Origin of the sequence: Pseudomonas sp. NPDC087690 (genome assembly GCF_044743175.1) — a bacterium.
GTDB lineage: Bacteria > Pseudomonadota > Gammaproteobacteria > Pseudomonadales > Pseudomonadaceae > Aquipseudomonas.
On the sequence record NZ_JBIUVX010000001.1, the window covers coordinates 737,398 to 763,955 of the forward strand.

At 60.0% G+C, this 26,558-nt stretch carries 25 protein-coding genes; 7 read left to right on the top strand and 18 right to left on the bottom strand.

Translation table 11 applies throughout. The annotated features are described in order from the left end of the window. Positions 1-134 precede the first annotated feature (134 nt). On the top strand, positions 135-593 hold the full coding sequence (locus tag ACIPIZ_RS03415) for a metallophosphoesterase family protein (RefSeq protein WP_064390391.1): 459 nt from the start codon (positions 135-137) through the stop codon (positions 591-593). 55 nt (positions 594-648) lie between these two features. Here the strand turns inward: ACIPIZ_RS03415 and ACIPIZ_RS03420 are convergent, their stop codons facing one another. Continuing rightward, positions 649-1,104 (bottom strand): GNAT family N-acetyltransferase, encoded by a 456-nt coding sequence (locus ACIPIZ_RS03420; RefSeq protein ID WP_064390392.1) that lies wholly within the window; start codon positions 1,102-1,104, stop codon positions 649-651. Positions 1,105-1,319: 215 nt separating this feature from the next. Between ACIPIZ_RS03420 and ACIPIZ_RS03425 the strand changes: the two genes are divergently transcribed. From ACIPIZ_RS03425 to ACIPIZ_RS03450, 6 genes are all read left to right on the top strand, one after another. Beyond that, a complete protein-coding gene (locus tag ACIPIZ_RS03425) occupies positions 1,320-1,622 on the top strand; it encodes a helix-turn-helix transcriptional regulator (RefSeq protein WP_064390718.1) in 303 nt (100 codons plus the stop codon). 61 nt (positions 1,623-1,683) lie between these two features. Then, positions 1,684-2,658: a zinc-dependent alcohol dehydrogenase family protein gene (locus ACIPIZ_RS03430; RefSeq protein ID WP_064390393.1), complete on the top strand. Its 975-nt coding sequence runs from the start codon at positions 1,684-1,686 to the stop codon at positions 2,656-2,658. 41 nt (positions 2,659-2,699) lie between these two features. Further along, complete coding sequence (locus ACIPIZ_RS03435) at positions 2,700-3,041, top strand: antibiotic biosynthesis monooxygenase (protein ID WP_064390394.1); 342 nt, start codon at positions 2,700-2,702, stop codon at positions 3,039-3,041. Between the two features lie 47 nt (positions 3,042-3,088). Continuing rightward, the gene (locus tag ACIPIZ_RS03440) at positions 3,089-5,476 is read left to right on the top strand and encodes a DUF3772 domain-containing protein (RefSeq protein ID WP_105707673.1); all 2,388 of its coding nucleotides are present in this window, start codon (positions 3,089-3,091) and stop codon (positions 5,474-5,476) included. 210 nt (positions 5,477-5,686) lie between these two features. Then, the gene (locus ACIPIZ_RS03445) at positions 5,687-7,183 is read left to right on the top strand and encodes a hypothetical protein (RefSeq protein ID WP_401163967.1); all 1,497 of its coding nucleotides are present in this window, start codon (positions 5,687-5,689) and stop codon (positions 7,181-7,183) included. A gap of 122 nt (positions 7,184-7,305) precedes the next feature. Further along, positions 7,306-7,767: a DUF3574 domain-containing protein gene (locus ACIPIZ_RS03450; RefSeq protein WP_401163970.1), complete on the top strand. Its 462-nt coding sequence runs from the start codon at positions 7,306-7,308 to the stop codon at positions 7,765-7,767. Here the strand turns inward: ACIPIZ_RS03450 and ACIPIZ_RS03455 are convergent. From ACIPIZ_RS03455 to benA, 17 genes are all read right to left on the bottom strand, one after another. Next, positions 7,764-9,128 (bottom strand): APC family permease, encoded by a 1,365-nt coding sequence (locus ACIPIZ_RS03455; RefSeq protein ID WP_401163973.1) that lies wholly within the window; start codon positions 9,126-9,128, stop codon positions 7,764-7,766. The genes ACIPIZ_RS03450 and ACIPIZ_RS03455 overlap by 4 nt on opposite strands. Next, a complete protein-coding gene (locus tag ACIPIZ_RS03460; protein WP_401163976.1) occupies positions 9,118-11,505 on the bottom strand; it encodes a TonB-dependent receptor plug domain-containing protein in 2,388 nt (795 codons plus the stop codon). The genes ACIPIZ_RS03455 and ACIPIZ_RS03460 overlap by 11 nt, the downstream gene beginning before the upstream one ends. A gap of 428 nt (positions 11,506-11,933) precedes the next feature. After that, entirely contained in the window at positions 11,934-12,599 is a 666-nt protein-coding gene (locus tag ACIPIZ_RS03465; protein WP_401163979.1) for a sulfite oxidase-like oxidoreductase, read from the bottom strand. A gap of 158 nt (positions 12,600-12,757) precedes the next feature. Next, complete coding sequence (locus ACIPIZ_RS03470) at positions 12,758-13,801, bottom strand: substrate-binding domain-containing protein (protein WP_064390401.1); 1,044 nt, start codon at positions 13,799-13,801, stop codon at positions 12,758-12,760. 24 nt (positions 13,802-13,825) lie between these two features. Next, positions 13,826-14,851, bottom strand: a complete 1,026-nt coding sequence (locus ACIPIZ_RS03475; RefSeq protein ID WP_122854468.1) for an ABC transporter permease — start codon at positions 14,849-14,851, stop codon at positions 13,826-13,828. Next, positions 14,844-16,400: a sugar ABC transporter ATP-binding protein gene (locus ACIPIZ_RS03480; RefSeq protein ID WP_401163983.1), complete on the bottom strand. Its 1,557-nt coding sequence runs from the start codon at positions 16,398-16,400 to the stop codon at positions 14,844-14,846. Before ACIPIZ_RS03480 ends, ACIPIZ_RS03475 begins: the two co-directional genes overlap by 8 nt. Positions 16,401-16,408: 8 nt before the next feature. Next, the gene (locus tag ACIPIZ_RS03485; RefSeq protein WP_064390404.1) at positions 16,409-17,080 is read right to left on the bottom strand and encodes a methionine ABC transporter permease; all 672 of its coding nucleotides are present in this window, start codon (positions 17,078-17,080) and stop codon (positions 16,409-16,411) included. Further along, positions 17,077-17,877, bottom strand: a complete 801-nt coding sequence (locus tag ACIPIZ_RS03490) for a methionine ABC transporter ATP-binding protein (RefSeq protein ID WP_082355451.1) — start codon at positions 17,875-17,877, stop codon at positions 17,077-17,079. The genes ACIPIZ_RS03485 and ACIPIZ_RS03490 overlap by 4 nt, the downstream gene beginning before the upstream one ends. Further along, positions 17,874-18,683 carry a MetQ/NlpA family ABC transporter substrate-binding protein gene (locus ACIPIZ_RS03495; protein WP_105707694.1) on the bottom strand — a complete coding sequence of 270 codons (810 nt, stop codon included), beginning with the start codon at positions 18,681-18,683 and terminating at the stop codon, positions 17,874-17,876. The genes ACIPIZ_RS03490 and ACIPIZ_RS03495 overlap by 4 nt, the downstream gene beginning before the upstream one ends. Before the next feature lie 27 nt (positions 18,684-18,710). Further along, positions 18,711-19,757: an isopenicillin N synthase family oxygenase gene (locus ACIPIZ_RS03500; RefSeq protein WP_122854470.1), complete on the bottom strand. Its 1,047-nt coding sequence runs from the start codon at positions 19,755-19,757 to the stop codon at positions 18,711-18,713. A 492-nt stretch (positions 19,758-20,249) separates the two neighbouring features. Beyond that, positions 20,250-21,167, bottom strand: coding sequence for a catechol 1,2-dioxygenase (gene catA / locus ACIPIZ_RS03505; protein ID WP_064390407.1), 918 nt, complete (start codon positions 21,165-21,167; stop codon positions 20,250-20,252). Positions 21,168-21,331: 164 nt separating this feature from the next. Continuing rightward, positions 21,332-21,622 (bottom strand): muconolactone Delta-isomerase, encoded by a 291-nt coding sequence (catC, locus tag ACIPIZ_RS03510; RefSeq protein WP_401163988.1) that lies wholly within the window; start codon positions 21,620-21,622, stop codon positions 21,332-21,334. A 15-nt stretch (positions 21,623-21,637) separates the two neighbouring features. Next, positions 21,638-22,759 (bottom strand): muconate cycloisomerase family protein, encoded by a 1,122-nt coding sequence (locus tag ACIPIZ_RS03515; protein ID WP_401163991.1) that lies wholly within the window; start codon positions 22,757-22,759, stop codon positions 21,638-21,640. Positions 22,760-22,781: 22 nt separating this feature from the next. Continuing rightward, on the bottom strand, positions 22,782-23,543 hold the full coding sequence (locus tag ACIPIZ_RS03520; RefSeq protein ID WP_401163994.1) for a 1,6-dihydroxycyclohexa-2,4-diene-1-carboxylate dehydrogenase: 762 nt from the start codon (positions 23,541-23,543) through the stop codon (positions 22,782-22,784). A gap of 21 nt (positions 23,544-23,564) precedes the next feature. Beyond that, positions 23,565-24,578 carry a benzoate 1,2-dioxygenase electron transfer component BenC gene (gene benC / locus ACIPIZ_RS03525; RefSeq protein ID WP_064390411.1) on the bottom strand — a complete coding sequence of 338 codons (1,014 nt, stop codon included), beginning with the start codon at positions 24,576-24,578 and terminating at the stop codon, positions 23,565-23,567. Between the two features lie 20 nt (positions 24,579-24,598). Continuing rightward, positions 24,599-25,087, bottom strand: a complete 489-nt coding sequence (gene benB, locus ACIPIZ_RS03530; protein ID WP_064390412.1) for a benzoate 1,2-dioxygenase small subunit — start codon at positions 25,085-25,087, stop codon at positions 24,599-24,601. Further along, positions 25,087-26,442, bottom strand: coding sequence for a benzoate 1,2-dioxygenase large subunit (gene benA / locus ACIPIZ_RS03535; protein ID WP_401163998.1), 1,356 nt, complete (start codon positions 26,440-26,442; stop codon positions 25,087-25,089). Before benA ends, benB begins: the two co-directional genes overlap by 1 nt. Positions 26,443-26,558 lie beyond the last annotated feature (116 nt).

A 26,558-nucleotide genomic window follows, 5' to 3' on the forward strand; every position in this document is an offset into this window, starting at 1 on the left:
TAACCCGGTCGCGGATAGCCTCGGCAACGTGCGCGTCAGTTTGATCGAGCAGTATACCGGCGGTATCTCTTATCAAGGTCCATGTTCACTGGCTGAACGCTGCCATGCAGACCAACCCTGCTAATCTCTGCCCCATGAAAATAGCCATCATCTCCGACACCCACGGCCTCCTCCGCCCCGAAGCCCTGAACGCCGTTCAGGGTGCCGAACTGATCATCCACGCCGGCGACATCGGTGCCGCCGAAATCCTCACGCAACTGGCCGAAGTCGCGCCGGTAAAGGCGGTGCGGGGCAACAACGATCTAAATCTCCCTTGGGCCGCCGACCTCCCGGACCACCTCACCCTCGACCTCAATGGCTGGCCAGCCCTGCTGACCCACGACATTGCCGACGTCGCCGCCCTCCTCGACAGCTCCATCAAACTGATCATCACCGGCCATTCCCACAAGCCCTTGATCGAATGGCGCGGCGATCGGCTCTACATAAACCCAGGCAGCGCCGGGCGTCGGCGTTTCAAACTTCCGGTCACCCTCGCCCTGCTCGACATGGGCGCAGATGCTCTGGAACCGCAACTCATCCATCTTCTGCCCTGAAGGTTTTTCGGCGCGGCGGCCTGTGGACGATTGCCTGAATTCCATGATGACTTTTCTACTGTTCCAGCGCCTTCGCCATGATGATCGTGCGCTCCGCCTGATGGTATTCATCCCGGACTTTCTTGAAGCCAAGTGCTGCATAAAAGCCTTCGGCGGTAATGGATGAGGGAACACGCAGCGAGTCGATACCTGCGCTCAAGGCAACTGTTTGAATCCGCTCCATCAGGTGTCTGCCTATACCTTGCCCCTGATGTCGTGGGTCGACGAACACGCTGCGAACCACGTCGTGATCAAGGCTCGCCGTTGCCACGATGTGATTGTCGACCGTGGTTACGAGTACCTGACGCCGGGCCAGCAAATCCAGAACCGCCCGTGGTGAAAAACTTTGCTCAACCTGATCAATGATGTCGGATGAGTAGTCCAGCGCGTTGGACTGGCGAAGGGTATTGATGATGGTCCGGCTGATCGCCGAAGCATCCGCCGGGGTCGCGGTGCGAATCAGGTAATCCATTCTGGCAAGTCCTTCCGCTGGATCGTTTGAGCGTAGAAGGATTCGTTTGCTACGACACCCAAAAGCTGAATTTTCTGTTCGTTCGGCGGCAGTTACTACGAGCTATCTGCTGGGTGCCGTTGGATCTCGCAAGCAACATCGTGGCGGTACCGGCTCCAATCTACGCTATGGATACTTGTATTGACATATCGGTAAATCTCGATATCCTCAGCGACATGGACCTACTCGAAATCTTCAAAGCCCTCTCCAACCCTACGCGCCTTCAAATTCTGAAGGGGCTGAAGGATCCCGCAAAGAACTTCCCGCCACAGGATGAAGGGGACGTTCTCACGGTGGGTGTCTGCGTCAGCAGTATTCAGGAAGGTATCGGGCTGTCGCAGTCAACGGTGTCTGGTTATCTGGCGACACTGCAGCGAGTGGGCCTGGTGGAAGTCCGGCGTATCGGTCAGTGGACCTACTACAAGCGCAATGAAGCAACCATCAGTGCCTTGGCCGAGATCGTAGGAAAAGAGCTGTAATTTTTTACCACAACATATCGAGATATCTCGATATCCCTTTTTATAGATATGAGGAACTACAATGAAAGCGATGGTGCTTAAATCATTTGGCGGTCCGGAATCGTTCGAACTTTGCGACGTTCCCAAGCCCGTACCGCAGGCCGGACAGGTGCTGGTGCGGGTGCATGCAACCTCTATCAACCCGTTGGATTACCAGGTCCGCCGTGGCGACTACCCCGATCTGGTGCCACTACCGGCCATTACCGGCCATGACGTATCCGGGGTTGTCGAAGCGGTCGGGCCGGGTGTGATGGCGTTCGCTGCGGGCGATGAGGTCTGGTACACGCCGCAAATATTTGACGGGCCGGGAAGTTATGCCGAGTACCACGTTGCGGCTGAAAGCATTATTGGCAGGAAGCCGCCATCGCTAAGCCATCTCGAAGCGGCGAGCCTGACGCTGGTGGGCGGCACAGCGTGGGAAGCGCTGGTCGGGCGTGCGGCGCTGCAGGTGGGAGAAACCATCCTCGTGCACGGCGGCGCGGGTGGCGTTGGCCACGTGGCAATCCAGTTGGCGAAAGCGATGGGCGCGAAAGTGTTCACGACCGTGCGCGAAGCCAACGCTGAGTTTGCAAGAAGCATGGGCGCCGACGTGGTCATCGACTACGAGAAAGAGGATTACGTCGACGTCATCATGCGCGAAACCGCTGGCCAGGGAGTCGATGTCGTGTTCGATACCATCGGTGGCAACACCTTGTCGCGCAGCCCCGACGCGCTCGCGCAACTTGGCCGCGTGGTGACGATTGTCGACATTGCCCAACCGCAGAACCTCGTACAGGCCTGGGGCAGGAACGCCAGCTATCACTTCGTTTTCACCCGACAAAATCGCGGCAAGCTTGATGAGTTGGCCGCATTGGTCGCGCGCGGCCAACTACGCCCCCATGTGGGTGCCGTTTATGCGCTGGCCGACCTGGGGCTCGCCCACGCACGGCTGGAAAGTCCGAATAACGGCATTCGAGGAAAAATCGCAATCGCTGTCGAGCCATCCCTGATCGCGTAAGCACGGACTTTCAACCCGCGCATTCCTTCCTGAGGTACACCATGATTTACGAGATCGCTGTACTCCCCGTTCATAAAGAACGCATTGAACGTTTCACACACGCGTTTGCTGAAGTGGCGCCGTTGCTCACTCGCGCCAAGGGTTACCTCGGCCACGTGTTCGCACAGGGGATCGAAACGCCCGAAGTCTTCAACCTGATCGTGCGCTGGCGATCACTTGAGGATCACACCCCGGGTTTTGAAGCGAGCGAAGACCATCGGTTGTTCATGCTCGGACTGGAGGAGCATTTTTCCGAAGAACCGACTGTCTATCATGTTGAAGGGCCGGGTTTTACTGATCCAGACAACACCGGTCCTGAAACTTTTCCGCCCCATCCGGCCTGATCACCTAACCTCATAGACTGTGTGTCCATCGAGAGTCGGCCAGTCCCATGCGCAACAGCTTGAAGTCGTTGTTTTCAGTGCTATTCGTCTTGCTCATCTGCAGCAGTCCGGTGCTGTGGGCAGCCGAATTGCCTGCGCCTTCGGTGGCCGCTGTCGCCCCGCTGCCGGTGATTTCACAAAACGACCTGCAAGCCTTGCAGCAGCGCCTCGACGGTCTCAAGCAACAAATTTCCTCGGCAAACAATTACAACCAGCTCGAAGGCCCGCAGGATCGGGTGCAGGCGTTCATTCTCGATGTCGATAAATTGTCGGCGGCGTTGCTGCCGCAGCAGGCGCAGTTGGCCGTGCAGTTGAGTGTGTTGGGCGCGGCGCCAGCGACCGAGGTGGCCGCCGAACAGGCGGATATCGTTGCGCACCGGGCGTCGTTGGCGGAACAGAAGAACAAAATCGATGCGTCGCTGAAGAGTCTGGCGGCGCTCAAGCAAAGCGCGGCGGAGCTGATTACGCAGATCGCCGGTATCCGTCGCACGTTGCTCGAGAGCGAGCTGACGCTGGGCACCCACAGTGTGTTGAGCCCGGACTTCTGGTCGCCGCTGGTCAATCCAACGCAAGATGATCGTCAGCGTTGGCGTTTTTTCGTCGCCCAGGTCAGCGAAACCTGGGCCACGGTCTGGGCGCCGGGGCAGCGTTTCTATACCAGTTTCCTGGTGTTGCTGGCGCTGGTTATCTGGACGTTCGGGCGCCGGCTGGCCGAGCGCGGGCTGACGTGGGTATGCATTCATCGCATGCCGGAGGGGCGTTTGCGTCGTAGTGCGCTGGCGTTCGCTTCGGCGCTGGCGACGATTGTTACCACCGGCCTCGCCCTGCAATTGCTGTTCTATGCCTGCACGCGTCACGAGCCGTTGACGCCGGTGCTGGAGACATTTTCCGAGGAGTTCGAAAAAGCCGTTTATGCCTGTGTGCTGATCACCGGCCTGAGCCGCGCGTTGTTGTCCACCCAGCATCCGTCATGGCGGTTGCCGGCGATTGCCGACCCCGTGGCGCTGGCGATGAAGCCGTATCCGCGCATTCTGTCGGGCACGCTGCTGGTGCTGGTGACGCTGGTGCAGGTGAGCAACTCTACCGGCATGAGCAGTCAGATTGTCGTGGCCGGGCGCGGCGTCATCTCGATTGTGGTCATGGTGATTGTCGTGTCGTTGCTGTTGCGCGTGGGCAAGGTGCGCAAGGCATTGGTCGCCGCGAACGATGCCTCGGCCACCGGCAGTACGTTTTCCGGCGTGGTGTACACCATCGCCAGTATTTCGATGTTGGTCTCGGCGATTGCCCTGCTCACTGGCTATATCTCGCTGAGCCGGTTCATCACCTATGAAGTGGTCTGGGCCTACATCGTGCTGTCGGGTTTCTACTTGCTGATCCAGGTCATCAAGGACAGCTGCGAGCACGTATTTTCGCCCAAACACGCCAGTGGCAAGGCGCTCAAACAGTTGCTGGGAACCAGTGATCGACGGCTCGAGCAGATCTCGATTCTGTTGTCCGGGTTCAGCCGCGCAGCGCTGTTGCTGCTAGCGGTGATCGCGCTGTTTGTCGGCGGCATCGGCACCACGCTCGGGCAGTTGGCGACCAATATCATGGCGATCCTCGGCGGCGCCGGCTTGCGCAAGTTCAATATCGTCCCGGCGCATCTGCTCAACGCAGTGTTGGCGCTGATGATCGGCATCTGGCTGATCCGCGCCCTGCGCCGCTGGCTCGACAACGAGTTCCTGCCCAAGACCGACATGGACCCGGGCATGTGTGCGTCGCTCAGCACGCTGTTTTCCAATATCGGTTATGCCTTTGTGATCCTCATGACCCTGTCTTCGCTGGGCGTGCAATGGACCAACCTGGCGTGGATCGTCAGTGCGCTGTCGGTGGGCATCGGTTTCGGTTTGCAGGAGATCGTGAAGAACTTCGTTTCCGGCCTGATTCTGCTGACCGAGCGCCCGGTGAAGGTCGGCGATCTGATCAGCATCAGCGGCGTCGAGGGCGACATCCGCCGGATCAACGTGCGTGCCACGGAAATCCAGCTCAGCGACCGCTCGATCGTGATCGTGCCGAACTCGCAACTGATCTCGCAGAACCTGCGCAACGTTACGCTGGGTGGCAGCGCTCAGGGTGTGGCGTCGCTGGAGTTGATGTTCCCGCTGGACATCGACCCCGAAGAGGTCAAGGACCTGCTGCTCAACACCTATCGCGAGAACGAAACCATCCTCGATAAACCCGCGTCGTTCGTGCGTTTCAGCAAGTTGTCGCCGGACGGTATTACTCTGACGGTGACCGGCTATGTCGGCAGCCCGAGGATCGTCGGGGTGACCAAGAGTGACTTGCTGTTCGAGATTCTCAAGCGCCTTGGCGCAGCGGGAATCGCCCTCGCCACTCCCCCACCCAGCAGTCCCTGACACCCCCCGCAGGAGCAGCGGTACACTGCGATCTTTTGATCTTGATCTTAAAAAACAGGATCAAAAGATCGCAGCCTCGTTGCACTCGACAGCTCCTGCAGGCTATGCGGTGTATTGGAGAGCCTGTTGGCGATGGCGGGGTAAAGTCTTCGTCGTCACTGCCGAAATGTTAATGTGCCATCACTTTTAATCCGACAGTGTGCCCTCCGCATGGATGCCTTGATCCGCCGTTTCAGTTGTTTGTCTTTGCTTGCCCTCGCCCTCTACGGATGCCAGAGCCCCCCGCCCCCCAAACAGACGAGTGCCGATCTCGAAGCGCTGGGGCGGATCGCGTTTGATGAGGCGATGCTCGCTCAACCCGACCCGAATACCATCGTGCGCGATGGCGATCACGTCAGCTATTACGTGATGGCGACTGAGGGGCGGCGAATACTTCAACTGGCGAACTTCAACGCCGACTGTCATCTGCCCGATGCGCAAATGGCGCATTTGACCAACAAGGGCATGCTTCAGTTTGTGGCTGTTCGAAACAGTGGTGCAAACGAAGACAAGCAAATGCCTGCCGAACAGAAAAAACTGTTTCTGCAGAGTCCTCAATTCAAACAGGTTTGTGCTCAGACACCGGCGGCGCAATGGCGGGTCATTTCGGCGCCGGAGTTACAGGAATGGCAGCTGATTGATCGTGCCAGCCTGAATCAAAAAGACGGCCAGATATTCTTCTGGTCCGCCCGGGTACCCGCAGGCGAAACGCTTCTGCCCCGCGAAAATGGCCTGTATGCGCAGAAGCGTATGCGCTGGAGCGCTGATTGCGCTAAACAACAATTGACCTCGCTCAGTACCTTCTACGTTGATAAGCAAAGCCGCGTGATAGCCGGCGCGATCAGCGTTGACGCCGTCGCCGAGAAAACTCTGGACGCCGACAACCGTCAACTGCTGGCAACCGCATGTGCCACACCGCAGGTGTTGGCGGCACTGAAACCTTTCTCCGGCCGAGAGCAAACGCCATTCATATTGGCTGATCCAGTCCTGCCTGCCTCTGTGACGAAATCCATTGAAGCGTTGAAATTGCCGGTCCCGGAAAACAACATTCAACGCTTGCGCGTGATCTTCAAAGACCCAAACGAGGCTGATCGGCGCAGGCAGTTTCAGGAGGCGGGCATGTCGTACCTGCTCTCGAACAACCCCGAGCGGCTGGCGCTGGGACGTTTGGGCAGGGACAGCCGCTACCTTGGATACGAGCCGGGCAAGCAGCTTACAGAACGCTACAACGATAAAAACCATCAATCGGTCAACATCACTTTCCGAGGTCTGATCGACCTGGCCGACGTCGATTACCGTACTGACCGTTACGGGATCACCGTGAAAAAAAACGCGATCACCGATCTGCGATTCACCGGTGACTGGACGAACATGCCTGTCGGTGCGCTTCTGAGCTACACCGAACAAAGATCCAGCCCCCGCTTCCAGAAAGCCCCAGAACCGGAGGACACAAGGTTTGACTGCGCCGTGGAAGCACAAAAGCCTGCCAGTGCGTTCTTTCCATCGTTGACGGGCAGCGCCAAAGTCATCACTTGTACAGGCAGGCACTACCGCTACGGTGAAAGCACTGCGATGTATGCCTATTTGCAGGCGTACGGGATGTTCGTGCCGATCGACCTCACCCAGAATCGCAGCTATGGCGAATTCAAGATCGAAGTGGTCGAGTGAGTGCCGCAGGCGTTTCGGGTTATTCCCGAAACGCCTGACTGCCTGCTTTTCAGGTCTTTATTGACGGTCGAACGGCAGCCTTATACTTCAGCGGTTCACCCACCGTTCAATAAGGATGTTCCATGCCTCAACGTCTTTTACTGGCGGCACTGTTCCTCGCAGTCGCCGGTTGTGCCAGCCCTCCTCCCGCTTCCGTTCACACCCATGATCCCGCCAGTTCGACGCTGCAAGGCGATGCCGCGCGGCCGGCGCAGGCGCAATGGCTGCGCACCGAGCTGTACTTTTCGGTGGGTTCGATCGATGGCAAGGAAGGTCTCGTCAGCCCGGCGCGCTGGCGCGAATTTCTCGACAAGGAAGTCACACCGCGCTTCCCCGATGGCTTCAGTGTGCTCGACGCGTATGGTCAATGGCGCGATAAAGGCGCAAAAGAGCCTGAGCGCTTGAACACCAAGGTCATTGTGATCATGCATGAGAACAGCCTGCAGCGTTCCCGTGACATCGAAGCGATTCGCCTGGCATACAAACGCATCACCGGCGACCTGTCAGTGCTGCGTTTGTCGCAACCGGCCGAGGTGTCGTTCTAGTCAGATATCTGTCCAAGAGCTTGCCGAGGCGTCGACGCCACGCGGCTCAACCCCGCCAGAATCAGCGCCCCCACCAGTAACACAGCAATCCCCAGAAACGCGCCATAGCCGACCACTGTCACGCTGGAATACAGCATGTACAGGCACAACCCGAAAAACAGCAGCGGCAACAGCGGATACAACGGCACCCGCACCGGCCTCGGCACGTCGGGAAAGCGCCGCCGCAGAATGATCAACGCGACGCTGCTCAAGCTCAGAAACAGCCAGTACACCGGAGTCAAATACTCAACCATAGTGTTGAAACCACTCTGGGTAAAACTGCCGAACAACACCAACAGCAACGCCACCGCGCCTTCCGCGAGCAAGGCTTTGCGCGGCACGCCGTGACGGTCGTCCCAGTCACCGAAACTGCGCAGTTGCGGCACATCACGGGCGGCAGCGTAGGTAGTCCGGGCGCCGACCAGCAGGGTCGAGTTAATGCTGGCGATGGCGGCGATACCGACCATCAATAGAATCAGCATGACCCCGGGTGCGCCGAACGCGCGGTTCAGCAGCTCAACCGCCGGCGCGTTGCTCGCCGCCAGTCCGGCGAATCCCAGACCTGCGACGAACGCCCAATTGAGCGCCAGATAGATGCTCATCAGCACCGCCAGCGCTCCGATCATGGCGATGAAGATGCCCCGTCGACCGTCGCGCACTTCTGCCGATAATGTTGCCGCATCGCTCCAGCCACCGAAGGCCAAGAACACGAAAATCATCGCCGCCGAAAATCCGGCCATACCGGTGTGCTGCGGCGTGACCGAAACGTCCGCTACCGGTGGTTCGATGCCCTGCCACTGCAGCCAGACACCGGCGCTGGCAATGCTCAGAAAACCCAACGCGAGCAAGCCCACCAACAACGTCTGAGTGATGAAACCAATGTGCTTGCCCGAGAGATTGAGCAGCACCAGGGCGGCAATGATCGCCCCGGCAAACAACCCCGAGCCGTACTGCCCCAGCGGAACTACCGCGTTGAAGTAATCGGCAAACATGAATGCCGACAACGCGATCCATCCGGTGTGCATCACCGAAAACCGCGACCAGGCGAACAGCAATCCCATGCGTTCACCGTAAGCCGTGCGCAAAAAATGATAGTCGCCGCCCGGGTGCGGAAATGCCGTGGCCATCTCGGCAAAACACAGCGCGCCGATCATCGACGCCACACCGCCGAGCCCCCACACCAGGTAGAAATGTTCTGGCGCGACGTTAAGTGCCACGGTCGGCGCGGTTTTCAGGATGTCGGTAGTGATCACCATGCCCAGCGTGATCAATAACGCCTGAAACACCGGCAGATGCCGTCCCGGCCCGGCGTCAGAAGCCATAAGTGGCGCGGGCGTAGTAGTAGGCGCCGTTGGTGCCGATCGGCGAGAGCACGTCATACGGCAGGTTGCCGCCGTAGTTGATCGCCGAGCCGGAGCGTTCCGGGTAGTTGTCGGTAAGGTTGTTGCCACCCACGGCGATGTTGAATTTCGGGGTGAATTTATAGGCAACCTCGGCGTCCAGTTGCCACACCGCACCGTAGGTTTGCTCTGGTTGCGAATCGCCGAAATCGAACACGCGGGTGGTCTCGCCCTGACGCGTCAGGCGCCCGAGCAAACCCCAATGCTCGCTGGCCCAGTTAGCGGAAAAGATCAAGCGGTCCTTCGGCGCGGCGTCGGTCAGGGTGTTGGTTTCTTCGACGCCAACCAGTGCGTCATTGCCGATGCCCAACGCCGTCAGTTGCGATGGCGTGCCTTTGGTGCTGGTGACTTTGGTGTGGTTATAGGTATACGCGGTGGTCAGGCCCAATTGCCCGTCATAGAACGGCTGATGGTAGTTGAGCACCAGTTCGGCGCCGTGGGTGCTGGTGTCAGCGGCGTTGGTGAAGAAGTTGACGTCGTGCACTCCCGCTACGCCGAAGTTGTCATTGATGTAGCTTTCCAGGGCATCGCTGCCAATGCGTTGTGACAGGGTAATGCGGTCTTTGACGTCGATGCGGAACACGTCCAGCGAGGCGTCGAAGCGTTCGTTCAGCTGAAAGGTCAGGCCGAGGCTGAAGTTTTTCGAGGTTTCCGGATCGAGCTTTTCCGCGCCCAGTGCACGGGCGATCGGATCGTTGACCGAGAGCACGCGAATATCGGTGAGCGTACCGCCATCGCCGAAGTTGCTGGTGGTGTTCTGGAAGCCGCTTTGCGCCAGCGATGGTGCGCGGAAGTTGTTCGAGACCGCACCGCGCAATGCCCACTGATCGGTCAGTTTGTAGCGGCCACTGAGTTTGCCGGTGAGCTTGCTGCCAGCGTCATCGTAATGTTCCCAGCGCGTGGCGCCGTCGACGAAGAAGCGGTCGGTAAGGTCGCCGGACAACTCGGCATAAGTGCCGAACACATTGCGGTCCAGATCCGATTCTTCACTCGGCCGCAAGCCATTGGCGCCATCGGCACCAGAGCCGATGTAGGAAGCCTCGTCGCCGGCGTAGGTCAGGTAATTTTCGTAGCGATACTCACCGCCGACTGCCAGCACGAACGAGCGTCCACCGAGGCGCAATTCACGGCTGAAATCGAGGTTGCTGCTGGTCTGGCGCAGTTCGTAGTCGCCAGTATCGAATTTCGTCGGCGAGTCTTCACCGAGGCTGACATTGAGGGTGCGCCGGGTCGATCCATCGAAGCGGTTGCGGCCATGGGTGACGCTGCTGTCGAAGTCCCAGTCGTCGCCGATCATGCCTTTGAAGCCCGCCGTGGCGGAAACATCCTTGTTGTCGCCGAGCGATTGCGGCAAGTAGCCGTTGGGGTAGAACTGCGGTTGCTCGTACGGATAGCGATAGAACTCGGCGCCGGTGGTGTGACGCTGGTTGTAGGTACCGAAGCTGTAGGCCTTGCCGCCCGCCAACGGCAGCTCACTGTTGAACCACAGGTTGACGTCGCGGGCGAGGCCGTCGCCCATCACGTAGTTGCGCTGGTTCGGGGTATCGGCAAAGCCATCAAAACCGGCGCGGTTGGTCGGGTTGCGATCCTTGTACTCGGTGCCGCCGCGAATGAAGCCGCCCTCCTCGCCAAGCCGTGTGCCGATCTTCGCGGTGGTCACGCTGTTCTGGCCGTCGGTGGTGGTCTTGCCGATGGCGTCCTGGTGCGTGTGATAGGCGCCATAACTGGTCGAGACCTCGCCGCCCTCGGGCGCGTCGTCGAGGATGATGTTGATCACCCCGGCGATGGCGTCGGAGCCGTATTGCGCACCTGCGCCGTCGCGCAGCACTTCGATACGTTTGATGGCACTGATGGGAATCGAGTTGAAATCCACCGGCGCGGTGCCACGACCGATTTTCGACGAGTCGTTGACCACCGCCGAGGTGTGGCGGCGCTTGCCATTGACCAATACCAACACCTGATCCGGGCTCATGCCGCGCAATTGCGCAGCACGCACATGGTCGGCACCGCCGGAGTTGGATTGGCGCGGCAGACTGAAGGATGGCAATAACGTCTGCAACGCCGCGCCCAGTTCGCCATCAGCGGCGCCGGCGGTTTTCAGGTCTTCAGCGGTGAGTACATCGACCGGCACCGGCGAATCGAGCACGGTGCGTGAAGTGCCACGGGTGCCGGTGACCAACACGGTGCCGAGTCGCGATTCGCTGTCAGCACTTGCCGAAGTTTCTTCGGCGTTGGCCGGAAGTTGCCAAATGGCGGACACGACAGCGGCCACCAGTAATGAACGGGAACGGTAATACATATGACAGCTCCTTGAATCGCAGTTAACACCCGGCCGTTGCCGACAATAAAGTTCGGCAAGCAATGCGCGGCAATGTCTGCTGTAGTTTTGGATTTCTGGAAGGCAGTGAAGGTTTTTTTACGATGAGTTGCAGTTTCCCCAGCTGAGACGTTTCCCCTTGGAGCCTGATGCTAGACGAGCTGCCGCAACTCGCAAAAGAACCAATAACGCTTAGGTTAGATCGCTCTAAAGGATTGTTCTTAGTTCAGCAGAAGTGTTGCTGAGCCAACACCTCAACCAACTAACACCAATTTTTCACACTGAAATGCAGTCCCCTGCAGGAGTGAGCCTGCTCGCGATAGCGGTGTGTCAGCTGACAACTTTCTTACTGATACACCGCTATCGCGAGCAGGCTCACTCCTACAGTTTTTATTTGCATCAGACGCTACTTAGTCGAACTCTTTTTCCACCCATGCATCCTCGGCAATATCCAGTTCATCACCACTGAAGCGCTGTTCGGCAAACGGATCGGCGTGCAGATGAAAGCCATTGCGCTCCCAGAAACCCGCTTGTTCCTGTTCGACGAATTCAAGCCCGCGCAACCACTTCGCGCTCTTCCAGAAATACCGCCCGGCCACCACCAGCCGCAACGGCCAGCCATGTTGCGCGCTCAGCGGCTGGCCGGCGTAGTGGGTGGCCAACAAACTGTCGGGGTGTAACAGATCATCGAGTCGCAAGTTGGTCTGGTAATCGTGGTCGGCATGCGCCATGACGAAGGTTGAGGTCGGCTGGAGATTGAAAGCCTGCAACAGATCCTGCAGATGTATCCCGCTCCACTCGGTGTCGAACTTCGACCAGCGTGTCACACAATGGATGTCGCAGCGCAGTTGCCGTTGTGGCAGTGCCTGCAGATCGGCGTAACGCAATTCGATCGGTCGGGCGAGCGTGCCGAACAGGCGCAACGACCAATGGGCGAGGTCGTATTCGGGTATTTCGCCTTCGTGCAGGATGGGAAATCGCTCCGTCAGCACTTGGCCTGGGGGCAGTCGATTACCGAACAACGGATCCGCTGCCGGGGAACGGCTTTTGTGTAGGCGTGCAGCTTTGTTGTGCATGTAAGCTCCAGAACTCCCTCAGTTTGCGCAACTACGCGTTACCCCTGTGGGAGCGAGCCTGCTCGCGAAAGCGGTGGGTCAGTCACCAGAGATATCAACTGGTCAGACCTCTTCGCGAGCAGGCTCGCTCCCACATGGGCGATGTCGTGGCAAATGTTCTAGTTGACCACCGGAATCCACGGTGCCCGCGCGACGTTAGCGGTATCACCGAAGGCCGGGAGTTTCTGCGCCAGATCTCGAACGTTTTTCACGTCCAGATCCAGCAGTTGCTGACGGGTAATCAGTGTCGGCGGCACCAGCACCTGATGCCCAGGATTTTCCCCGGCAATCAACATCGCCAGACTGCGTACGCTGATCGCCCCGGCCACTTGCGGATTGACCGCCGCCGTCGCGGCCCAGGCGCTGTCCGGCTCTTTCATGATCTGGATATCGGCGGTGGAAATGTCCGCGCTGTAGATCCTCACTTTGCTCGCCAAACCCGCTTCATCCACGGCGATTTTCGCGCCTTTGGCGAATTCATCGAACGGCGCAAAGATCACGCTGATCCCCGGATTCGCCCGGAGCACCGCACTGGCCTGATCGGCCACTGAATTGGCAATCGGCGGGTTCAGCGTGCCGAAACGGGCCTTTTCGATGATCCCCGGATTGGCTTGCTTCACTTGGCTCCAGATCTCGTCGCGCCGCTCCATCGGCGTGAAGCCGCTGATGTAGACGTAGCCAGCATCGAAACGCGTGCCGTTGTCCTTCACCGCTTGATCCAGTGCCAGGCGTGCCAAAGCGTGGTGATCCTGCTCGACCTGGGTCACTTGCGGCGTGTTCAGGTCAACGTCGAAGGCGACGACTTTGATGCCTTTGGCAATGGCCCGGTCAATCGGCGCTTTCAGCGTTTCGGCGAGCCCGAGCTGGACGATGATGCCGTCGACGCCCAGATCAATCGCCTGATCGATCATCTCGCCCTGACTCGCCGCTTGCTGCCGCGCATCGAACACCCGCAAATGGGCGCCCAGCGCTTCAGTCTGTTGCTCTACACCGCGCAAATACGCCTCGGGGAAATCCCCGGAAAACAGGTAACCCACCAACGCGATCTGCACCTGACCTTTATCGAACGGTGCCGGTGCACCGGGCAAGGCCTGTGCCTGAACACTCAGGGCCATGGCCGAGAGCAACGCACCGGCAACGAACTGTTTGATTGAACCGTGCATAGCACTTCCTTGAATGAATGCGGCTCAGCGCGCCCGATGCGCGAGGCCGAAGGTGAACATCAGGGCCAGCACCAGCACCAGTCCCTTGACGAAATCCTGCGCGTAATACGGCGCGTTGAGCATGGTCAGGCCATTGAGCAGCGACGCCACCAGCAGCGCACCGATCAACGTGCCGAACGCATTGGGCTTCTTTGCGCCGAGCACGGCAAAACCGATCAGCGCTGCCCCCAACGCGTCGAGCACCAGACCGTTGCCGGAACTGACATCACCGCGCCCCAGCCGCGCCGCGAGCAACACACCGCCCAGTGACGCCAGCACCGCCGAGAGCACGTAGGCCAACAACTTGAAGCGCTGCACCGGCGCACCGGCAAGCCGCGCCGCCTGCTCGTTGCCACCGATGGCATAGAACAGACGGCCAATGCGCGTACGTTCTAGAAACAGCCACACCGCCAGCGCAACCACGGCAGTGATCAACACCGGAATCGGCACCACCTCCCACAACCGCCCGCGCCCCAACGCGAGAAACGCAGCGCTGAAGGTGCCCTCGGTTTCTTCGCCGCTGGGCAAGGTCATGCCGACGGCAATCGAGCGTCCACCCGTGGGAATCAGTTGCACACCGATCACCAGAAACATGCTGCCGAGCGTTGCGAGAATGTCCGGCACGCGCAATTTGACGATCAGCCAACCGTTGAGCAGCCCGACCAGCGCACCGCCGGCAAGGCTGATCAACACCGCCGGCACCGCGCCCCAGCCGAGCACGACCATCACGTAACTGGCAATCATCAGGCTCATCGCCGCCACCGCGCCAATCGACAGGTCGAGGCCGCCGACCGCCATGGTCAACGTCACACCCAGCGCCAGCAGCGCCACAATCGAAACCGACTGCAGAATGCTGAACAGGTTGCCGACCCGCAGAAACGCTGGTTCGGCAACGCTGAAAAACACCACGATCAGCGCCAGCAGCCATAACAGGCCATAGCGAATCAAGGCTTGCAGCAAGCGTTCGGCGGGCGCCACATGGGTCGATAACAGGGAACTTGAATCAGGCACTCGCTCTGCTCCTTGGCGTGGCTTGAGGGGAATGTTCGGTCACGTCGCTGCCGGCCAGTGCGGCAACCAGATCAGCACGATTGAGGCCGGCACGCGGGTACTCGGCGACCACCGCGTGATCGCGCACCAGCAGAATGCGGTCGGCAATTTCCAGGGCTTCATCGACGTCGGCGCAAATCACTAAAGTCGCGCGCCCCTCGGCGCTGTCGCGCAGCAGTTGGCCGATGTCGCGGCGGGCGCGCACGTCGACGCCTTGAAAGGGTTCATCAAGGATCAATACCCGCCCTTCGCCGAGCAGCCAGCGGCCGAGCACGACTTTCTGTTGATTGCCGCCCGACAACGCGGTCATCGGCACATCGATACCGGCAGTCTTGATCCCCAGCGCCGCCACTTGTGCCTCGACCGCTGCCGCTTCGGCGCGGTTGCGGATGAAACCGACACGGCTGAAGCGCTCGAGAAACGGCAAGGTCAGCGTACGACGCAGGGAAAAGTCCGGCACCAGCGATTGACTGGCGCGGTCTTCGGCGGCGAAAAAAACACCGCGCTGAATCGCCTCTCGTGGCGACCGCGCAAACCCTTCGACACCGTCCAGTCGCACGCTACCTGACGTCGCGTGACGCAAACCGAACAGCGCTTCGGCAATCTCGCTTTTACCGGCGCCCAACAGCCCGGTGAGCACCACCACCTCGTTTTCATGCAGGGTCAGATCGAAGGCTTGAGAGCGTGGCAGTATCTTCATCGCGGCAAGCTGCAACACTGCTCGCCCTGGCACGCGCGGCACATACGCATGCTCGCCAAGCGCCTGGCCGAGCATGGCGCTGACCGCCTCGGGCAATTGCTGTGCCGTGAAGTCACCCGCCATCCGTCCATCACGCAGGACGATGGCGCGGTCGGCCACGCGTTGCAGGTCGGACAGTCGATGGGAGATGTACACAATCGCCACCCCACGACTACGCAAGGTGTCGATCAAGGCGAACAGGCGCTGCGCCTCGGCATCGGAGAGCGCCGCCGTCGGCTCATCGAGAATCAGCAGGCGCGGCTGCAGGGCAAAGGCCCGCGCCAGCACCACCAATTGGCGCTCGGCCTGCCCCAAATGTTCGATCGGTTGCTCCAGCGGCAAGGTCAGACCGAGGCCGGCAGCAATGTTCGCAGCGCGCGCAAGCAGGCGTTTACGATTGAGCCAGAAGTCCGCGTCCGGCTTGCACAACTCATCGAGCAGCAGGTTCTCGGCCACGCTCAAACCTGGGGCGATGCCATCGTTGATCTGCTGATGCACCGCGACAATCCCGACCCGGCGCGCAGACAACGGCGAGTTGAAACAGAGATTCTGACCCTCGACACTGATCTCGCCGGCATCGGCAGTCTGACTGCCCGCCAGGATCTTCACCAAGGTCGACTTGCCCGCGCCATTGGCACCGAGCAAGGCCACCACTTCGGCGGGATAAATATCCAGACTGACGCGATCCAGCGCGCGGTTCGAAGCAAAGGATTTGCTCAGCTCACGCACACGAATCAGCGGCTCGCGGGCTACGGCGACAGGCGCACTCATAAAATTCCTTAGCGGCGATGAGCCAGCGAACGAACCAATCGATCACCCAGGCTCTGCACGCCTTGAACGAGGATGACCAACACCACGACAGTGGCAACCATGACTTCATTGTTGAAGCGCTGATAGCCGTAACGGATCGCCAGATCGCCGAGCCCGCCGCCACCGATCACCCCGGCCATCGAGGAAAAACCGATCAGCATCACCAGCGTCAAGGTGATCCCAGCCAGCAACGCCGGCAGCGCTTCGGGCAACAGCACTTTGAAGATCACATGGCCGATGTCGCCGCCCATGGCGAGGATTGCTTCGATGCGGCCCTTGTCGACTTCGTCCAGCGCGTTTTCGACGATGCGCGCGAAGAATGGAAACGCGCCAATGGTGATCGGCACTACGGCGGCGGTGCTGCCCAGGGTCGTGCCGACCACCAGTCGGGTCAGTGGAATCAGGGCAATCAGCATCACCACGAACGGCAGCGAACGGCCGAGGTTGACCAGTGCACTCAACGCGGTATTCAGCCGTGGCATCGGGTAAAGCCCACCGCGGCGGCTGATAAACAGCAACACGCCCAGCGGCAAACCGATCAGCAGCGTGAACAACCCGGCGAGTAGCACCATGTACAGGGTTTCCCCGGTGGCGTTGAGCACCAGTTGCAGGATTTCATACCAGTCGATTGAGCGATTCATGATTGTGCTGCCCGCACGCCGTACTGTTTGAGAAAACTCAGGCCGGGGGCCGCATGCCCCAGCGGTAATCCGCAGGTCGGGCGCAACGAACTGCCCAGGCTCGATTGTGGATCAGCCATCAGACGCGGCACCGGCCCAGCCTCCACCATCCGCCCGTTGGCCATGAACGCCGCGTGATCGCAGATCGACTTGACCACGTCCAGTTCGTGGGTGATCAGCACAATGGTCAACCCCAGTTGCCGATTGATGTCACGCAACAGTTCCAGAATCGATGCGGTGGTTTCCGGGTCGAGGGCACTGGTCGCTTCGTCCGACAACAAATATGCCGGCTCCGCCGCCAGCGCACGGGCAATGCCCACGCGCTGTTTCTGGCCACCGGACAATTGCGAAGGAAACGCCTGCGCCTTGTCAGTCAAACCGACCAGTTCCAGCAGCTCGCGTACCCGCACGTGACGCCACGGTTTGCCGACATTGGCGATCTCCAGCGGTACGGCAATGTTGTCGAAGACCGTGCGTGAATGCAGCAGGTTGAAGCCTTGAAAGATCATACCGATGCGCTGGCGTTGCTGGCGCAGATCGCTGGCGGACAGCTTCATCAGATCGACGCCATCGAGCAGAATCCGTCCGCTGTCGGGACGTTCGAGCAGATTGAGGCAACGCAACAGCGTCGACTTGCCCGCGCCGCTGCGCCCGAGAATCCCATAGACCGCGCCGTCGGGAATGCTCAGCGATACCTGATGCAGTGCCGGTTGCGTCGCTGACGGATAGGTTTTGCTCAATTGCTCGACGGTGATCATGGCTGGCTGCCTGCCACTGGAATCACCGAACCGGCAAAGTGATCGGTGATGTACCTGGCGACTTGCGGCGAAGTCAGATCCTTGGCCAGTTGCGCGATACGTGGGTCGTTCTGCAGTTTCGGGGTGGTCACCAGAATATTGGCGTAAGGATTGTGCTCGGCTTTCTCCAGGCCCAAGGCATCCTTGGCCGGCACCAGGCCTGCGTCGAGCGCGTAGTTGCCGTTGATCACCGCCAGATCGACATCGTCCAGCGAGCGCGGGATCTGCGGTGATTCGATTTCGAGAATCTTCAGCTGTTTCGGGTTTTCGGCGATGTCTTTCGGTGTTGCCTGATCAGTGGCCGGATCGTTGAAACCGGGTTTGAGTTTGATCAAGCCATTGTCTTGCAACAGGTACAGCGCGCGGCTCAGGTTGGTGACGTTGTTCGGTACAGCGACGGTGCCTTTATTCGGCACGTCAGCGAAGCTTTTGTGGCGACGCGAGTAAATGCCCAAGGGTTCGATATGCACGGTGGCGGCCACCGCAAGTTTCTCGCCGAGCGCCTGCTCCTGGGATTTCAGATAGGGCAAATGCTGGAAGTAATTGGCGTCGACATCACCGTGCACCAACAGCTCATTGGAGTTCACACCGTTGGGGATTTCGATGACCTTGAGGTTGAGTTGCGGATCGATTTTCTGGATGTACGCAAGGATCTGCGCGTGAGGCACCGGGTCGGCGGCGACGCGCAACGGTTCCAGTGCCTGAGCACTGAATGAAGTCACCAGTGCGCCGAGCACGGCCAGGGTCAAACCGGCTTGTTTCAACATATCGATAATCCTTGAGCGAGTGATGAATCAGGCGGTTTTGCGCACTGGCGCTGGTGGCAGCAGCGCGTCGGCATAGAAGCGTTGCGCGACATCGGGGTGCGAGCGCAGACGTCCCTTGAGGTAATTCCAGCCGACGTCGCGAAACAGTGGATTGAGCGGATCACTCGCCGGCCCGCGCGCCTCGCGTAGCAGCGCGGTGGGCAATGGGTACAGCGGCACCGTGGCGTCGAGTTGTGCGCCGAGGAAGAACGCGATGGACAGGCGTTCGCTACCCTGCGGCGGCGACACGACGCGATGTACCGTGGCACGCAAATAGCCGTTGGAAGCGAGTTCGAGCAGTTCGCCGATGTTCACCACCAGCGTGTTCTCCCGTGGCAGCGCATCGATCCAGCGGCCCTCTTCGATCTCGACTTGCAGACCGGCCTGCTGGTCTTGCAACAGGAAACTCAAGAACCCGGAATCCTTGTGCGCGCCGACGCCCTGATGGCTCGCCTCGCGCGACTGACCGGGATAGCGCATCAGCTTGATGTGTTCGTTGGGTCGGTCGCCGTAGAGCTGATCGAAAGCATCGGCACGCAGCGACAAGGCCTGAGCGAAGGCGCGCAGTAAACGCAGGGACATGTGCGTCATCGCCTGCTGCCATTCAAGCAACAAGGGTTTCAATTCCGGCAATGCCGCCGGCCACTGGTTGGGCCCTTGCAGCCGCGCCCAGAACGGGCTGTCCGCTTGTATTGGCAAGGCCTCGCGCTCGGCGCCCAGATCGAACTGTTCGCGCCAGTCGGGTTGGCCACGGGTGATCTCGGAGGCAGCACGGTTGTAACCGCGAAAGTGCGGCGAGTTGATCATGCCGACCGCTGCTTTGGCGCTGTCAGGCAAGGCGAAAAACTGGCGAGCGTGTTCTTGCACTTGCTTGAGCAAAGCAGAGTCGATGCCATGGCCGGTCAGATAGAAGAACCCAACGTCGCGGGCCGCCTGGCGCAAGTCTTCGAGAAACGCGTAACGCTGCTGCGCCGTGCCTTCGAACAAGGACAGATCAAGGGTCGGTAATGCGGTGATGTCGAGGGTATGCGGCATGATTCACTCCCGTGTGAATCAAACTTGAAGAGCCTGTGATCGATTCAGCGTGTGCCGTCATGGCAATCGGGTCTGTCGGTTTGATGCGTTTTGGTTCGTCGTTGCGACAAAACTAAACGATCTTAAAAATACGTAGCCAATATCTTTTTCGCATTACCTTAGGTCTGATTTCCCCTCACCCCAGCCCTCTCCCGGGGGAGAGGGAGCCGACCGTGTTGTCTTGCGGTATGCATCGACCTGAACAACCGGGTTGGATTCAGTACAAACGTTCAGGTCGACGTAGTGCTCAAGATCACCTCGGTCACTCCCCTCACCCCAGCCCTCTCCCGAGGGAGAGGGAGCCGACCGTGTTGTCTTGCGGTATGCATCGACCTGAACAACCGGGTTGGATTCGGCAAATATCGTTCAGGTCGACGTAGCGCTCAAGATCCCCCGGTCAGTCCCCTCTCCCTCTGGGAGAGGGTTAGGGTGAGGGGCACTGACGACTCGGTATCAAGCGTCCTGCAATGCACGTGGGCGTTGGCTGCGTTGTTCGGCACTGGCATCCGGCGCCGGTTGCAGCTGAAAGTCGAACTTCAGCTCGGCATGGCGTCCAGAGACGTCGTCCTCGTGGAACAGCACTTCCCCGACCAGCCCTTCACGGGTCGCATAAGCAAAGTCGTCCCACAGATATTGGTCGCCCGACAGATTGATCTGCGTCGTCAGATGCCGATGCCCCGGGGCGCTGATGAAAAAGTGCACATGGGCCGGACGCTGGCCATGGCGACCAAGCAGGTTCAGGCATTCCTGGGTCGGGCCTTGCGGGTCGCAGCCATATCCGGACGGCACGATGCTGCGCGCGCGGTAACGGCCTTCGGCGTCGGTGATGATGCGTCGACGCAGGTTGTACTCGGACTGGCTCGGGTCGAAAAACGAGTAAGTGCCCTTGGTGTTGGCGTGCCACAGGTCAACCGTGGCACCGGCCAACGGTTGGCCGTGAAGATCGAACACCTGGCCTTCGAGGCGCATCACGGTGGCGATGCCCTCCTCGCTGCCATCATCCATGCGGCATTCGCCTTCGCACAGGGGTGCTCCGGCCACATACAGCGGCCCTTCGATGGTGCGCGGCGTGCCGCCGGTCAAACCGATCTGCGCGTCCTTGGCGTCCTGCAACAGGTCGAGAAAGTGTTCGATACCCAGCCCTGCGACCAGTAACCCGGCCTCTGAGCGACCGCCCAGGCGGTTGAGATAATCGACGGCTTTCCAGAACTCGTCCTCGCTGATGTCGAGGTCTTCGATGATTGTCGCGGTGTCCTGCAAAATGCGCAGGACGATGGTTTTCAGACGGGAATTACCCTCGTCGTTGGCAAAACCGGCGGCTTCTTTGAAGAAGGCTTGCAACTCGGCGGTGTGGGCAATTTTCACGGTCATGGTGGTTTACCTCATCTTGTTGTTTTGTCGACGCAGTTCTTGAGTTCCAGCACCGTCCCTTGTAGGAGTGAGCCTGCTCGCGATAGCGGTCTGCCAGTTACCATCGATGCTGAATGACACACCGCTATCGCGAGCAGGCTCACTCCTACAGGGACCGGGTTGGGTCAGCGATCGTCGCTGTGGATCGACGACGGATGCCGGCAGAGGCCATCGACCTCGATATCCATGTAAGGGAACAACGGCAAGCGCATCAGCGTGTCGTGCAGTGCCTCGACGCTCGGCACGTCGAACACGCTGTAATTGGCGTAGTGCCCGGCGATGCGCCACAGGTGCCGCCATACGCCTTCGCGTTGCAGCCGTTGCGCCATTTCCTTCTCGTCAGCCTTGAGCCGGGTGGCCAGTGACGGGTCCATATCGACGGGCAATTTCACGGTCATTTTTACGTGGAACAGCATGGTGGCTCTCCTGATTCAGTGGCGGCGAAAACGCGCCAGACGCTCTTCATCAAGCGTCAGGCCCAGGCCTGGAGTTCGCGGGATGTGCAGATGAAAATCGCGGTACTGCGGCGTTTCGGTGACGATGTCTTCAGTCAGCAACAATGGGCCGAACAGTTCGGTGTCCCAGGTCAGTTGCCTGAGCGTGAGGAAGGCGTGCGCCGAGGCCAGCGTGCCGATGGAGCCTTCGAGCATGGTGCCGCCGTACAACGCGATGCCGGCGGCTTCGGCGATTTGTGCGGTTCTGAGCACAGCGCGCGGGCCACCGTTCTTGGCGATCTTCAGGGCGAAGACACTGGCGGCGCCGTCGGCGGCGAGGCTGAAGGCGTCCTCGACACTTTCGATCGATTCATCGGCCATGATCGGTGCCGGGCTGCGCTGGTTCAGACGAATCTGTCCGGAACGATTGACCCGCGAGATCGGCTGTTCAATCAGGTCGATGCCGTTGTCACCCAGTACCTGACAGCCGCGAATTGCCTGGGACTCGTCCCAATACTGGTTGACGTCGACGCGCACACTGGCGCGCTCGCCGAGGGCCTTTTTGATCGCCACGACGTGTTTGAGATCCTGTTCCAGCGGGTTGGCGCCGATCTTCAGTTTGAAGATGCGATGGCGGCGCGCCTCGAGCATCTGTTCGGCTTCGGCAATGTCGCGGGCGGTGTCGCCGCTGGCCAAGGTCCAGGCCACTTCAAGGCTGTCACGTACGCGGCCGCCGAGCAGCTCGCTGACCGGCATATCGAGGCGCTTGCCTTGAGCATCGAGCAATGCGCTTTCGATGCCGGACTTGGCGAAAGTATTGCCCTTGGCGATCCTGTCGAGCCGCTGCATCGCCGCGTTGATGTTGTTCGCTTCCATGCCCACCAGCGCCGGGGCCAGATGCGCGTCGATATTGGCTTTGATGCTTTCCGGGCTTTCATAACCGTAAGCGAGACCGCCAATGGTGGTGGCTTCGCCGATACCTTCAATGCCATCGCTGCAACGCAGGCGCAGAATCACCAGGGTCTGCTTCTGCATCGTGTGCATCGCCAGTTTGTGCGGGCGGATGGTCGGCAAGTCGACGATGATCGTCGACAGGCTTTCAATCAGAATTCGCTGCATGTCTGTGTCCTTTACAGAGTGATCAACCGAGGTCGCCGCCACCGACCGGCAAGGTCACACCGGTGATGTACGAGGCGTCGTCGGAGGCGAGAAAGAGGATCGCGCCGACCTGTTCATCGAGGCTGCCGTAGCGTTTCATCAGGCTGCTGTCGAGGGTTTGCGCGACGATCTCCTGATACCAGGCCTGCTCCTGCGCCGACTGTTCGCCGGCATTACGCGGGATGCGTCGCGGCGGAGCTTCGGTGCCGCCCGGTGCGGTGGCGTTGACGCGAATGCCACGCTCGGCGTTTTCGAAGGCCAGGCACGCGGTGAGTGCGTTGATGCCACCCTTGGCCGCGCCGTACGGCACGCGATTGACGCTGCGGGTGGCAATCGACGAGACGTTGACGATGGCGCCGCGCCCTTGCTTGAGCATGTACGGCAGCGCGGCGTGGCAACACCACAGGGTCGGGAACAGCGAGCGACGCACTTCCGCTTCGATCTGTTCGACTTCGTAGTGCTCGAAGGGCTTGGCCCAGATCGTGCCGCCGACGTTATTGATCAGGATGTCGAGTCGGCCGAAAGTGTTGATCGCCTTGACCATGACCCGCGCGCAATCGGCGTATTGCTCAAGGTCGGCGGTCAACGCGAGAACACCCTCGCCTTGCAGCTCGTGAACCAGCTCGGAGCGGTCGACGGCAACCACTTGCGCGCCTTCGCGCAACAGGCGTTCGCACACACGGCGGCCGATACCCTGCGCCGCGCCAGTGACCAGCGCGACCTTGTTGGAGAATCTGTTGTTCATGACAACCTCGAAAGAAGGGTTTCAGGCAGCCGCAGCGGCGAATTTTTCGTAGTAGAAATTCGCCGGGGTGATGCCCTGCTCACGGATGTATTGGCTGACCGCCTCAACCATCGGCGGCGGCCCGCACAGGTACACGTCGACGTCGCCTGCGTTGAGGTGGCGCGGCTCGATGTGCTGGGTGACGTAGCCCTTGAGCGGGTGCGCGCTCTGCGGGTTGGCCACGCACGCACCAAAGCTGAAATGACTGATGCGCGCGGCGAAGGCTTCGAGGCGGTCGAGCTCGACCAGATCGAAATCATTGGTCACGCCGTAGATCAAATGCACGGGATGTTCGCTGCCCTGCTCCGCGATTTTCTCCAGCATCGCGGTGAACGGTGCCAGGCCCGTGCCGCCGGCGAGCAACAGCAGTGGCCGCTTGATTTCCCGCAGGTAAAAACTGCCCAACGGCCCGGCCAGGTTCATGCTGTCGCCAGCCTTGGCCAGCCCGGTGAGGAAGCTGCTCATCAAGCCGCCGGGCACGTTGCGAATCAGAAAGCTGACCTCGCCATCCTTCTGCAACGAGCTGAAGGAGTAGGCGCGACTCTGCTCGCTACCGGGCACTTGCAGGTTGACGTACTGACCCGGCAGGAACGCCAGTTTGCTCAGCGCTTCGCCCTTGATCGACAAGGCAATGGTGCTCTCCGACAACTGCCGGACAGCGCTGATCGAGGCCTGGAAGTTCGCCTGCTCGGTCTTGCACACCTGCGAGCCAGCCGGCACTCGCACCACGCAATCGCTTTCAGCGCGCATCTGGCAGGTCAGCACATAGCCTTGCGCAAGCTCGTCGGCGCTCAAGGCGTCTTCGATGAAGTTGTCGCCCATGTCGTAACGCCCGGCTTCGGCGAAACACTTGCAGGTGCCGCAGGCGCCGTCACGGCAATCCAGCGGGATGTTGATGCCTTGTCGGTACGCCGCGTCGGCCACGGTTTCATGGCCGCCAGCCTCGATGAAACGGGTGACGCCGTCTTCAAAATTAAGCGCAATCTGGAAATTCATGGTGCACCTCGTCGTGTCGACTAGATGTGGTAGATGTCGATGACCTGACGGACGTAATCGTTTTTCAGCACGACTCTCTTGGCCTTGATCAGCGGCTGTTCGCTACGCAGATCGAGGGTGTAGAAACTGCTGCCGAAGTAGCTGTCGGTGACCTGGTAGCGGAAGCTCAGGGTGTGCCAGTTGAAGCGCACCTGGCACTGGTCGGTGCTGTGCTCGACGATCTCGATGTTGCTCAGGTTGTGCGAGGTGCGGGTGTCGGGAATGGTCGCGCTGGAGCGCTCGGTCTTGATCCGGAAGATGCGGTCTTCGAGGCCGCCACGGTTGCCGTACCAGATCAGCGAGATTTCGCTTTGCGGGTCTTCGGTGAGCGTGTCGTTATCGTCCCAGGCCGGCATCCAGAAAGTCGCGTCGGCGGCGTACAGTTCCAGCCATTGATCCCATTGGCCGTCATCGAGATAACGCGCTTCGCGGTAGAGAAAATCGCGCACGGTGTCGTAGAGGTTGCTCATCACACGGCCTCCACAGAGATCAGTTGTGGCTCGGTGGCAGCGGCTTTGAGCATGGTTTCCTGCCAGTACTTGTGTTGCAGCACGAACAGACCTTCGTCCTCGGTGCGCATGCCGGAAAGCAATGGCTTGAGGTTGATTTCCTCGGCGGCAGCGTCGGCACCTTCAACCCAATGGGTCGCGCCTCGGGACATGTCGTTCCAGCCGCGCCCGGCGCCGTAACCGGTCTGGCACGAGCGGAACTCTTCCAGGTCATCCGGCGTGGCCATGCCGCTGACATTGAAGAAATCTTCGTACTGGCGAATGCGCTTGGCGCGGGCCTCGGCGCTCTCGCCTTTGGGGGCGATGCAGTAAATGGTGATTTCGGTCTTGTCGACGGAAATCGGCCGGGCGATGCGGATCTGCGAACTGAACTGATCCATCAGGTACACGTTCGGGTACAGACACAGGTTGCGCGAGTTTTCGATCATCCAGTCGGCGCGGGCCTGGCCGAAATCACGGGCCAGTTCGTCGCGGCGCTCATAAGCGGGACGGTCTTCGGGGTTGGCCCAGCGGGTCCAGAGCAGCAGGTGACCGTGATCGAAGGAGTAGAAACCGCCGCCCTTTTTCGCCCAACTGCCGGCGCTCATGGTCTTGATCGCTTCGCCCGCTTCGCGTTGCTGGCGCTGATTTTGAGTCGCTGCGTAGTTCCAGTGCACGGAGCTGACGTGGTAGCCGTCGGCGCCGTTTTCGGCGGTGAGTTTCCAGTTGCCTTCGTAGATATAGGAACTGGAGCCACGCAATACTTCCAGGCCTTCTGGCGACTGGTCGACGATCATGTCGATGATTTTCGCCGACTCGCCCAGATGCTCCGCGAGGGATTTGACCTCGGCGTTCAGGCTGCCGAACAGAAAACCCCGATAGGATTCGAACCGCGCAACTTTGGTCAGGTCATGGGAGCCTTCGCAGTTGAAGCCTTGCGGGTAACCGGCCTCGCTCGGGTCCTTGACCTTGAGCAGTTTGCCGCTGTTGTTGAACGTCCAGCCGTGGAACGGGCAGGTGTAGCTGGAGCGGTTGCCGGATTTGTGCCGGCACAACATCGCGCCACGATGGCTGCAGGCATTGAGGAACGCGTTGAGCACACCGTCCTTGTTGCGCGCGATGAAGATCGGCTGGCGCCCCATGGTGGTGGTCAGGAAGTCGTTGTTGTTGGGGAGCTGGCTTTCGTGGGCGAGGTAAATCCAGTTGCCCTCGAAGATGTGCGCCATCTCCAGTTCGAACAGACGCGGATCGGTGAACATCTCCCGCTTGCAGCGGTAGGCGCCCTTCTCCTTGTCTTCTTCAAGCATGGCATTGAGGTAGTCGATTCCCAGGGACATGGCCGGGGCCTCCATTGTTATTGTTCAGGCCAGGTCAGATTAGGGAGGCGATGCGCGGGGCAATAGCCGAATCCTGCAGACCGCTATCCGTTTTGTGCAGGATGGTCCGGCAGATG

Bases quoted from the DNA above. Each gene is read 5' to 3' on its own strand.
- ACIPIZ_RS03415 (WP_064390391.1), top strand. From the start codon at position 135: ATGAAAATAGCCATCATCTCCGACACCCACGGCCTCCTCCGCCCCGAA.
- ACIPIZ_RS03420 (WP_064390392.1), bottom strand. From the start codon at position 1,104: ATGGATTACCTGATTCGCACCGCGACCCCGGCGGATGCTTCGGCGATC.
- ACIPIZ_RS03425 (WP_064390718.1), top strand. From the start codon at position 1,320: ATGGACCTACTCGAAATCTTCAAAGCCCTCTCCAACCCTACGCGCCTT.
- ACIPIZ_RS03430 (WP_064390393.1), top strand. From the start codon at position 1,684: ATGAAAGCGATGGTGCTTAAATCATTTGGCGGTCCGGAATCGTTCGAA.
- ACIPIZ_RS03435 (WP_064390394.1), top strand. From the start codon at position 2,700: ATGATTTACGAGATCGCTGTACTCCCCGTTCATAAAGAACGCATTGAA.
- ACIPIZ_RS03440 (WP_105707673.1), top strand. From the start codon at position 3,089: ATGCGCAACAGCTTGAAGTCGTTGTTTTCAGTGCTATTCGTCTTGCTC.
- ACIPIZ_RS03445 (WP_401163967.1), top strand. From the start codon at position 5,687: ATGGATGCCTTGATCCGCCGTTTCAGTTGTTTGTCTTTGCTTGCCCTC.
- ACIPIZ_RS03450 (WP_401163970.1), top strand. From the start codon at position 7,306: ATGCCTCAACGTCTTTTACTGGCGGCACTGTTCCTCGCAGTCGCCGGT.
- ACIPIZ_RS03455 (WP_401163973.1), bottom strand. From the start codon at position 9,128: ATGGCTTCTGACGCCGGGCCGGGACGGCATCTGCCGGTGTTTCAGGCG.
- ACIPIZ_RS03460 (WP_401163976.1), bottom strand. From the start codon at position 11,505: ATGTATTACCGTTCCCGTTCATTACTGGTGGCCGCTGTCGTGTCCGCC.
- ACIPIZ_RS03465 (WP_401163979.1), bottom strand. From the start codon at position 12,599: ATGCACAACAAAGCTGCACGCCTACACAAAAGCCGTTCCCCGGCAGCG.
- ACIPIZ_RS03470 (WP_064390401.1), bottom strand. From the start codon at position 13,801: ATGCACGGTTCAATCAAACAGTTCGTTGCCGGTGCGTTGCTCTCGGCC.
- ACIPIZ_RS03480 (WP_401163983.1), bottom strand. From the start codon at position 16,400: ATGAGTGCGCCTGTCGCCGTAGCCCGCGAGCCGCTGATTCGTGTGCGT.
- ACIPIZ_RS03485 (WP_064390404.1), bottom strand. From the start codon at position 17,080: ATGAATCGCTCAATCGACTGGTATGAAATCCTGCAACTGGTGCTCAAC.
- ACIPIZ_RS03490 (WP_082355451.1), bottom strand. From the start codon at position 17,877: ATGATCACCGTCGAGCAATTGAGCAAAACCTATCCGTCAGCGACGCAA.
- ACIPIZ_RS03495 (WP_105707694.1), bottom strand. From the start codon at position 18,683: ATGTTGAAACAAGCCGGTTTGACCCTGGCCGTGCTCGGCGCACTGGTG.
- ACIPIZ_RS03500 (WP_122854470.1), bottom strand. From the start codon at position 19,757: ATGCCGCATACCCTCGACATCACCGCATTACCGACCCTTGATCTGTCC.
- catA (WP_064390407.1), bottom strand. From the start codon at position 21,167: ATGACCGTGAAAATTGCCCACACCGCCGAGTTGCAAGCCTTCTTCAAA.
- catC (WP_401163988.1), bottom strand. From the start codon at position 21,622: ATGCTGTTCCACGTAAAAATGACCGTGAAATTGCCCGTCGATATGGAC.
- ACIPIZ_RS03515 (WP_401163991.1), bottom strand. From the start codon at position 22,759: ATGCAGCGAATTCTGATTGAAAGCCTGTCGACGATCATCGTCGACTTG.
- ACIPIZ_RS03520 (WP_401163994.1), bottom strand. From the start codon at position 23,543: ATGAACAACAGATTCTCCAACAAGGTCGCGCTGGTCACTGGCGCGGCG.
- benC (WP_064390411.1), bottom strand. From the start codon at position 24,578: ATGAATTTCCAGATTGCGCTTAATTTTGAAGACGGCGTCACCCGTTTC.
- benB (WP_064390412.1), bottom strand. From the start codon at position 25,087: ATGAGCAACCTCTACGACACCGTGCGCGATTTTCTCTACCGCGAAGCG.
- benA (WP_401163998.1), bottom strand. From the start codon at position 26,442: ATGTCCCTGGGAATCGACTACCTCAATGCCATGCTTGAAGAAGACAAG.